5 protein-coding genes are annotated in these 8,881 nt (G+C 47.7%); all 5 read right to left on the bottom strand.

Features of this window, described 5'->3' with window-relative positions; genetic code table 11:
• Positions 1–104: 104 nt before the first annotated feature.
• The 5 genes from C7Y66_RS19205 to C7Y66_RS19180 all read right to left on the bottom strand — a co-directional run bounded on the left by C7Y66_RS19205 (position 105) and on the right by C7Y66_RS19180 (position 8,817).
• The gene (locus tag C7Y66_RS19205) at positions 105–2,039 is read right to left on the bottom strand and encodes a response regulator (protein WP_106546801.1); all 1,935 of its coding nucleotides are present in this window, start codon (positions 2,037–2,039) and stop codon (positions 105–107) included.
• 9 nt (positions 2,040–2,048) lie between these two features.
• Positions 2,049–2,498 (bottom strand): response regulator, encoded by a 450-nt coding sequence (locus C7Y66_RS19200; protein WP_015154449.1) that lies wholly within the window; start codon positions 2,496–2,498, stop codon positions 2,049–2,051.
• Complete coding sequence (locus tag C7Y66_RS19195; protein ID WP_106546800.1) at positions 2,495–3,919, bottom strand: GAF domain-containing protein; 1,425 nt, start codon at positions 3,917–3,919, stop codon at positions 2,495–2,497. The genes C7Y66_RS19200 and C7Y66_RS19195 overlap by 4 nt, the downstream gene beginning before the upstream one ends.
• A 107-nt stretch (positions 3,920–4,026) precedes the next feature.
• Positions 4,027–5,214 carry a DUF4336 domain-containing protein gene (locus C7Y66_RS19190; RefSeq protein ID WP_106546799.1) on the bottom strand — a complete coding sequence of 396 codons (1,188 nt, stop codon included), beginning with the start codon at positions 5,212–5,214 and terminating at the stop codon, positions 4,027–4,029.
• 378 nt (positions 5,215–5,592) lie between these two features.
• Complete coding sequence (locus C7Y66_RS19180; RefSeq protein ID WP_106546797.1) at positions 5,593–8,817, bottom strand: efflux RND transporter permease subunit; 3,225 nt, start codon at positions 8,815–8,817, stop codon at positions 5,593–5,595.
• Positions 8,818–8,881: the final 64 nt, after the last annotated feature.

Genomic DNA, 8,881 nt, shown 5'->3' with positions numbered 1-8,881 from the left:
GTCGTCAAAGTGGAATTTGAGCTGTAAATCAGTTATTAGTATTAGTGGAAAGGGAGCAGAGGGGCGGAAGGAGCAACTACCAATTACCAACAACCAACTACCAATTACCTATCAAGCTGCAAAACTTTATGTATTGCGTCCAATAATTCTTTCGTCGTGTAGGGCTTGGGTAAAAATGCTTTGACACCGATTTCGGTTATTTCAGCCATCAGGCTATTCGATGCTAAACCACTCGTAACGATCGCCTTGATTTTAGGATTGAGTTTTTGTAGGGTGCGAGTTGCAGTTAACCCATCCATCAACGGCATCATCACATCCATCAGCACGAGATCGATCTCATACTTACGAGCGGCATAGAGAGCGATCGCCTCAATCCCATCTTTGGCAATCAGAGTCCTGTAATTGTACTCTTCCAAGGAGGTTTGAGTCACCTGTTGGATCGATAGTTCGTCTTCCACAATCAGAATTAACTCGTTGTTGCCAGTCAAAAGCGCGAGTTCTGCTGCTGGCTGAGTCTCTGCATCTTCGATCGCAGGTAAGTATACTTTAAATTGCGACCCTCTTCCCACCTCGCTGTACACCTTGACAAAACCACCGTGGTTTTTCACAATGCCTAACGCAGTGGATAAACCCAGTCCTGTCCCTTTGCCCACTTCTTTAGTCGTGAAAAAGGGGTCAAAAATTCGCTCTAACAGTTCAGATGGAATTCCCGTTCCTGTATCCGAAATCGCGATCGCCACGTAAGAACCCGGGCTAGCTTCTGGATTCATCCGAGTACAGGCTTCATCAACGAGTTTATTTTCAGCTGCAAGCCCGAGAGTTCCACCATTGGGCATAGCGTCGCGGGCATTGACGCAGAGATTCATGAATACCTGATGCAGCTGCGTAGCATCGGCAGCAACCGTCCAAAGATTAGCAGTGGGAAAGTCTGTATAAATTTCAATGGTTTTGGGGAAGGTTTGGCGGGCAACGTGCATGACTTCTGACAATATATGTCTGAGTTGCAATGGCACTCGCTTGCCTTCCACCCCACGAGCAAAGACTAAAATTTGCTTAACCAAATCTGCCCCGCGTTTGGCACTGTCTTCGATCAGCTGGAGTAGGTGTCGATCCTGCTCGTCTAGGGGGAGTTTTAGAGATAGCAGTTGAGCGGTTGCCAGAATCGGAGTGAGAATATTGTTGAAGTCGTGGGCAATGCCACTTGCCAGAGTCCCCAGACTTTCCAAACGTTGGGCGTGGCGCAGGGCTGCTTCTGTCAGCTTGCGAGTAGTAATATCTTCCGCAATGCCTACCACGCGGTAAGATGCACCAGAGTCATTTTGAATCGGAAAACCGCGATCGCGAATCCATCGGATTGAGCCATCGGGACGGATAATTCGATACTCTTCATCGTAATGACCTGCTAAAGCCTGCTCGAAGAAGTTTGTTTGAATGCGTTGCCGATCTTCAGGATGAATTGCCTCTAACCATTCCATAAGGTTGGCATACAAACTCTCGCAGGATCGCCCCCAGATACGTTCGTAGGCAGGGCTGACGTAGAGTTGCTGACGCGCTTTGGGGTCTGACATCCAAAACACGCTCTCGGCAATGTTTTCTGCCAATTGACGAAACCGTTCTTCGCTTTCTCTTAATGCCTGTTCTGCGTTATGTCGTTTTTGTCGTTCCTTCGCCTCGCGCAGTTCTCGCTCCACCGCAGGCATTAACCGAGCTAAATTACCCTTGGTGATGTAGTCGTGCGCTCCCGCTTTCATAGCAGCAACAGCAGTTTCTTCGCCAATCGTACCGGAGACAATGATAAACGGTAAATTACGCTGCTGGCTTTGCAGTAGTTTCAGGGCATCTGGAGCGCTAAACGCAGGTAGAGTGTAATCGGCAATGACAATATCCCACGACTGGCGATCGAGCGCCGCCTGCATCTGGGCAGCAGTCTCTACCCGCTCGTAATCCACGCTATAGCCGCTCCGCCGCAGTTCCCGCAGCATTAGCAACATATCGTTTTCCGAATCCTCGACAACTAGAATGCGTAGGTGAAGGTTCATCGCGCTTTCCTAAAGCGGTGGTGGTTCGTTCATCAATAGCCAATACATCCCTAATTGCCGAATTGCCTCGGAAAACTGAAGAAAATCCACGGGTTTGCGAATATAACTGTTGCACCCCAAGCTGTAACTATTGAGCAAATCTCGCTCTTCGCTAGAAGTCGTCAAGACGACCACGGGCAATAGTTTAGTGCGTTCATCTTCCCGTAAACGGCGTAAAACTTCAAGCCCATCGACGCGAGGTAGCTTTAGATCCAACAAAACTACGGTCGGTTTACTGCTGACATCTCGTTGTGCATATATGCCCGTGCCAAACAGGTAGTCCAGGGCTTCGACTCCATCATGGGCGACGACAATATCATTCCCGATGTGATGGCGTTTAAGGGCGCGGATTGCCAATGCTTCGTCGTCAGGATTATCTTCTACGAGAAGAATGACTTTGCGATCGCCATTCCCATTCATGCCTCGACCTCCTCTGTGAAGAGCGTGAAATAAAAAGTCGCTCCTCGTGTCAATGCCCCTTCTGCCCACACCCGTCCCCCATGCCGATGCACGATTCGCTGCACTGTAGCAAGTCCAATTCCATTACCGAAAAATTCGTTCATACCATGCAATCGCTGGAACGGTCTAAATAACTTGTCAGCATAAACCATGTCAAAGCCTACGCCATCATCCCGCACAAAGAAAGCGGGAATCCCATTTTCCTGTGCGATCGCCCCAAATTCAATTTTTGCCTGCAACTGCCTAGAGGTAAATTTCCAAGCATTATTCAATAAATTATCTAATAAAACTTCCAGCAGACGGGGATCTCCTTGGACAACTAAACCAGGTTGAACTGCAAACTCCACCTGCCGATCTGGATGAGCCATCTGTAAATCCGTGCAGATACGACTGGCTAATCGGCTCAGAGCGACTGATTCCCTGCTCATCTCGCTGCGAGTAACTCGCGATAGGGTGAGGAGATCGTCAATCAACTGCCCCATCCGCTGGGTAGCGGAGCGGATGCGGTGCAGATAGTCTTGTCCGGTACTATCTAATTGGTCAAGGCAGTCTTCCAGCAATGCCTGGCTAAAGCCGTCAATACTGCGTAAGGGCGCGCGCAAATCGTGGGAGACTGAATAGCTAAAGGCTTCCAATTCCTTATTCACCGCCTTCAGTTCGACGATCGCTTGCTGCAATTCCTGATTCAACTCTTGAGCGCGTTGTTCGGCTTGCTGTCGTTCGACAATCTCTGCCCGTAATTCTGCAAGTAGTTCGGCGTGCTGGAGAGCCACCCCTAGATGATTGGCAATCTGATGGACAAATTCGATCTCGGTTTCCTGCCACTGACGCGGGGCGCGACATTGATGAATGCAGAGCAATCCCCAGAGATTTTGTCCCTGTAGGAGTGGCACGACCAAGTTAGCCCGAACTTGAAATCGGGCGAGGATCTCAATGTGGCAGTCACTCAGCCCAGCGTCGTAGATGTCGGCAACTGCCTGCACCCGTCCCTGTTGGTAATGGATGGCATATCGATCGCCAAAGCAACGATCGTGGACTTTCTGCGCTATGGCTGAGCCAAAATCAGCGGCAACATCCTCAGACACAAATTCTCCGTCATTCCAACCAGAATCAGCATAGAAGCGAAACATTCCCACTCGGTCTGCTACCAAAAGTTGACGCACCTCAGTAGCCGTGGCTTGAAAAATCGCTTCAAGATCGAGGGGTTCTCGGAGTCGGGCGATCGCGTTAAACAGGGCTTTCTGCCTTTCTACCTGTAAATTCGCGCGCTCTATTTCTTGCTTTAAAGGTTGAATTTTGTCAATCAGAAGTTGTTGCATCTGCTCGAATGCCGCTTCATCCTTACAGCAAGCGCGCAATCTTGTCAACAATTCTGAGTTCATGAATCACAGTCTGGCGACGCTTCCTGACATAAGTATATACTGCCACATTGAGCCAGTGTAGAGACGTTACATGTAACGTCTCTACACTGATAACTGATAACTATTCGTTAAACTTTCTCTTTAGCTGGCGTAGCAACGCCGTATTTGACTAAAAATGTTTCCAGTTGCCGCAAGAATCCAAAATCTGCTTCTGGTAGAGGCGCATTTTGACTCGCGCGGGGATTTTGTTCTAGGCAAGCAAAAGCCTGTCGGAATTCATAAGGAGTTGTGGCGATCGGTGCATCCAAGTGACAGCTAATAATCCGTCCAAAATCCCAAGTTGCTACCTTATCTGCCCAGTCTAAAACTTGTTTTGGTGCTTGGGGAAAAATTAGAGTTTGCAAGATTGGGGCGACAAACGGACGACCGTTGCTACAGAGCATATCGAACGATCGCTGCCATCCCGCTTGCCAACGGAACGGGTATAAGCCAAAGTAAGCTTGTCGCGATCGCTCTTTGGCTTTGGCAGCATCGCTTAACATCTGCACCAGTCCTGCTGTTTCCACCGTCCCAGGACGGAAGTAAGTTGCAAACAAGCAAATCCGCTGCCATCCCTTACGGCGATTGGCGGGAGTGTCTTCTATTGCCTCGTCCCCACTATCTCTCGCATGAAACAGCAAAGGATACGGATCTAACTGCAAAAGCGCGGGTGGTTCTTCTGGAATGGAGATGATGGAATCAGTTAATAGTAGAGTGCGCGATCGCTTGTGGAGAAGTGCGACTTCTGCAAAAGAACCCTTGCCTAAGTCCAGATCCAACACGGCATAGTCAAATTCTGACCCAAAGGGAGCCTGTTTAGAGTTTTCCGGCAATACTTGAGTGCGCTTGCCAGGAAACCCCAACCACGATAGCGGTAGCTTGAGCGGAAAACTCCATTGGTTCGGAGCCACGAAAACCTGGGATTGAGGAAAACATCGAGCGAAAGGACCAACAAAAATCTTGTGTTCCAATCCCGAACTGGTAGGCAAAATAATATACTTCACATCACCATACTTTGCCACCAACTCATTCACCATGCGAATGCACTCTTTTGTTGGGGCAACGGGTGCATAGATCAACAAACCACCAGCATTAAGCTTAACAACAGTCATCCGAATCGTGACAACCGCATAGAAAAAGCCCTGAAGCTGGTCGAACGTCCAGATCGTATCCCGCACAACTTCCGTGCAAAGCGTCCGCCGCTTGCCAAATGGATAGAGTGGTAAAGCCAGCCAGAACTGCCACGCCAAATCCTGCGGCTGGGTGCTTGAATGCATGAATCGCTCCTACAGATGTATCCTCAATTACTATTTTGCTGTTTTTTGGTTGTTAGTTGATGGTTGATGGTTGATGGTTGTTGGTCACTGCTCCCTGATAACTAATAACTGCTCAATGGTGCAAAAAGAAGGAGTAAAACAGATACAGAATTGTAGCTATAAACAAAACGTGGTTGATCCAGTCGTCAAGAGTCCAGTTGCGAAACATGGTTTGGTAATGGGTAATTGGTAATGGGTAAGTCAGTAGTTGTAGGGGCGGGTTTAGCAACAGATTCACGGTTTGCGACAAGAGCGCTTCGTCCAAAACCCGCCCGTACAGGAGTTAAAAGTCACAATTAATTAACCACCAATGACAAATGACAAATGACAAACGATAAATCACCTAGCTAACGGCTGCGGCTGTCTGTCTTCTTTAGGCTGAATCTGTTTTGGTTTACTTGGTTTCAAGAAATTTTCTTCCATGTTCTTAATCGCAACGTACAGCACCGGGACTAAGAACAAACTCAAAAGCGTCGAAAATAGGTAGCCGCCAAATAGTGCTGTTCCTAATGACCAGCGACTCATGGCTCCTGCACCCGCCGCTATGACCAAAGGCCAAAAACCAACTAAACCAGAAATTGCTGTCATCAGAATCGGTCGCAAGCGTTCCTCTGCGGCTCGAATTGCTGCTTTGGTGTAGCTCATGCCTAGTTCTGCTGACTGGTTGGCAAATTCTACAATCAGAATTGCGTTTTTACTGGCTAAGCCAATTAGCATGACGAGAGCGACTTGAGCGTAAATGTTATTGTTGACAACAGGCCAAACCGAACCTGCTTGGAGCAAATTGGCACGGAGCAGCAACGCCCCGATCGCGCCTAAAATTGCTAGAGGTACGGTAATCATGATGATGATGGGGTCAACGTAGCTTTCGTACTGCGCCGCCAAGACTAAAAACACCATCACAAAGGCTAGACCAAAAATAATTGGGGCAGCACCACCAGAAGCTTTTTCTTGAAAAGCCGTCCCTGTCCAGGCGTAACCGAATCCTGGTTGCAATACTTGCTCTGCTACCTCTTCCATTGCTCTCATCGCTTGTCCGGTACTGTAACCTGGGGCGGGTGCGCCTTGAATGTTAATCGATGGATAAACGTTGTAGTGAGTAATAATTGGTGGATAGGTCATTTGCTCGACTTTCACCACATTACTCAGTGGTACGGAATTCCCATCTACAGAACGGACGTATAAACGACCGATATCGTCAGGGTTAGAGCGCGATGTCTCTTCTGCTTGCACTTGCACGCGATACAGTCGTCCGCCGAGAACGTATTGGTTGACATATCTCGCCCCCAAGTACGTCTGCATCGTATTGAAAATATCGCTCAATTGGACGTTCAAGGCTTTAGCTTGTTCGCGATCGATGGAGATTTCCATCATCGGCGCACCGAAGGTAAATTGAGTAAATACACCCGCTAACTCTGGACGCTTTCTTGCTGCTTCGACTACTTTTTGCGTGTTATCAATCAAGGCTTCCATTGGTAAGGCTTGGCGGTTTTGGATGTACATCTCGAAACCACCCGTACTCCCTAAACCATCCACTGGTGGTGCGTTGACAGCGATTAGTCTGGCTTCGGGAACGTTTGCTTGCAATTTTTGGTTAATTTGTTGCAGGAGTCCGAAGATTGACTTGTCTGCACCGGGGCGTTCTTCCCAATCTTTGAGCTTGACGAAAAACAGTGCCTTGTTACTGGCATTACCCTGAAAACCAAAGCCTGCATTACCAACTACGTGTTCGACTTCTGGTAGGGGTTTGATAATCTGGGTAACTTTTTGGACGAGATTAGTGGTGTAATTTAAAGAGACACCCGAAGGAGCTTCGGCGATCGCAAAGAAATAGCCTTGATCTTCTTCGGGAATAAATCCTTGGGGTGTAGTCTGATAAAGCCAACCCGTAGCAATTAAGCCTGCTAGAAAAATTGGGATGACTATCATCCGCAGGCGGATTAGAAATTCTACTGACTTGCCATACTGTTCTTTAAACCAGTCAAACCCGCGATTAAACCAGCCAAAAAACCAGCCCAAGGGTCCATGCACCTCCTGCTGTCGTCGCATGATGATGGCTGACATGCTAGGGGAAAAGGTAAGAGCGTTGAAGGTAGAAATAGCGATCGCAAAGGCAATAATTAAGGCAAACTGTCTGTAGACAATTCCCGTCGTGCCTGGAAAGAAGGTCACGGGAATAAATACTGCCATCAGCACCACAGATGTAGCAATAATTGCCCCAGTCAGTTCTCCCATCGCATCGATCGCCGCTTGCACTGGTCGCATTCCCTGAGATAATTTAGCGGCGATCGCTTCTACAACTACAATTCCATCGTCTACGACTAAACCCGTGGCTAAAATGACTCCGAATAGCGTTAACTGATTCAGGCTAAACCCAAACATGAAAGCAAATGCCATCGCCCCAATTAAGGACACGGGAATTGCCAGGGCGGGAATAATTGTGGTACGCCAGTCTTGGAGGAAAATAAAGATTACCAAAAAGACTAAGGCGATCGCTTCCATTAAAGTTTTAAAGGCTTCATCTAGGGAAGCTGAGACGAACAACGTATTGTCTAAACCAACCGTTGCTTTCAATCCTGGCGGAAAACTTTGCTCTAAATCTGCCATCCTCGCCTTAATTAAGTTGGCTGTATTCCAAGCATTACTTCCAGGCAATTGATAGGCTAATAAAATCACTGAAGGAGCGCCATCAAATAGAGTCGTAGCGCTATAGTCTTGCGCCCCAACTTCAGCACGACCGACATCTTTGAGCCGCGTTAGCGTCCCGTTTTGACCCACTTGCACGACAATATCTTCAGCCTCTTCAGGAGTCGTAAAGCGACCGATCGCGCGTAAGGCGATTTCATAGTCGTGCTTGGCTTGGGTCGGTTGCTGACCGATTCTACCCGCCCCTACTTGAATGTTTTGCTCGGAAATGGCATTGATGACATCTTGAGCTGATAAATTTCTTGCAGCCAAGGCATCGGGATTGAGCCAGATCCGCATTGCATATCTTCGTTCGCCAATTATTCTTAAATTGCCTACGCCCTCAATCCGTTTGATTTCATCAAAAATCAGGCGATCGACATAATTACTAATAAATACGTTGTCGTAAATATAGTTACCTTGCTCGTTTTTTTCTGAATAAAAGGCATAAGCAATAGTAATTGTTGGAGATTGTTTTTGCGTAACAACACCCGTGCGATTTACCTCTTCTGGTAGTTCTGCTTCAGCAACGGCGACGTTGTTTTGAACGAGGACTTGAGCGGTATTTCTGTCCATCTCCGTAGGAAAGGAGACGTTAATGGTCGTGTCACCATTATTCGTTGTTTGAGAGGACATATATACAGCCCGCTCCGTACCGTTGATCTGTCGTTCTAGTACGGTGGTAACGTTTTCTTCTGTGGTTTTGGCATCGCTACCGAGATAATTTGCTGTCACGGTAACTTGTTTTAATGCCATTTCTGGGAGTTTATCTAAGGGCAACAGCGGAATGCAAATTGCTCCCAGTAAAAGAATAACCACGGTACAGACTGTCGTTAAGACTGGTCGCTTAATGAATGTATTGGCAATGCTCAGTAACATAGATCCTGAGTTCGATTAGTGTTTTGGGCAAACGATACAGACAGGAACGATCGATCGAGAAAAC

It is taken from the genome of Chroococcidiopsis sp. CCALA 051, assembly GCF_003015105.1.
GTDB classification, from domain to species: Bacteria; Cyanobacteriota; Cyanobacteriia; order Cyanobacteriales; family Chroococcidiopsidaceae; genus Chroococcidiopsis; species Chroococcidiopsis thermalis.
The sequence above is the reverse complement of the archived record's forward strand: the minus strand, read 5'-3'. Positions and strand labels throughout refer to the sequence as shown.

Bases quoted from the DNA above. Each gene is read 5' to 3' on its own strand.
- C7Y66_RS19205 (WP_106546801.1), bottom strand. From the start codon at position 2,039: ATGAACCTTCACCTACGCATTCTAGTTGTCGAGGATTCGGAAAACGAT.
- C7Y66_RS19200 (WP_015154449.1), bottom strand. From the start codon at position 2,498: ATGAATGGGAATGGCGATCGCAAAGTCATTCTTCTCGTAGAAGATAAT.
- C7Y66_RS19195 (WP_106546800.1), bottom strand. From the start codon at position 3,919: ATGAACTCAGAATTGTTGACAAGATTGCGCGCTTGCTGTAAGGATGAA.
- C7Y66_RS19190 (WP_106546799.1), bottom strand. From the start codon at position 5,214: ATGCATTCAAGCACCCAGCCGCAGGATTTGGCGTGGCAGTTCTGGCTG.
- C7Y66_RS19180 (WP_106546797.1), bottom strand. From the start codon at position 8,817: ATGTTACTGAGCATTGCCAATACATTCATTAAGCGACCAGTCTTAACG.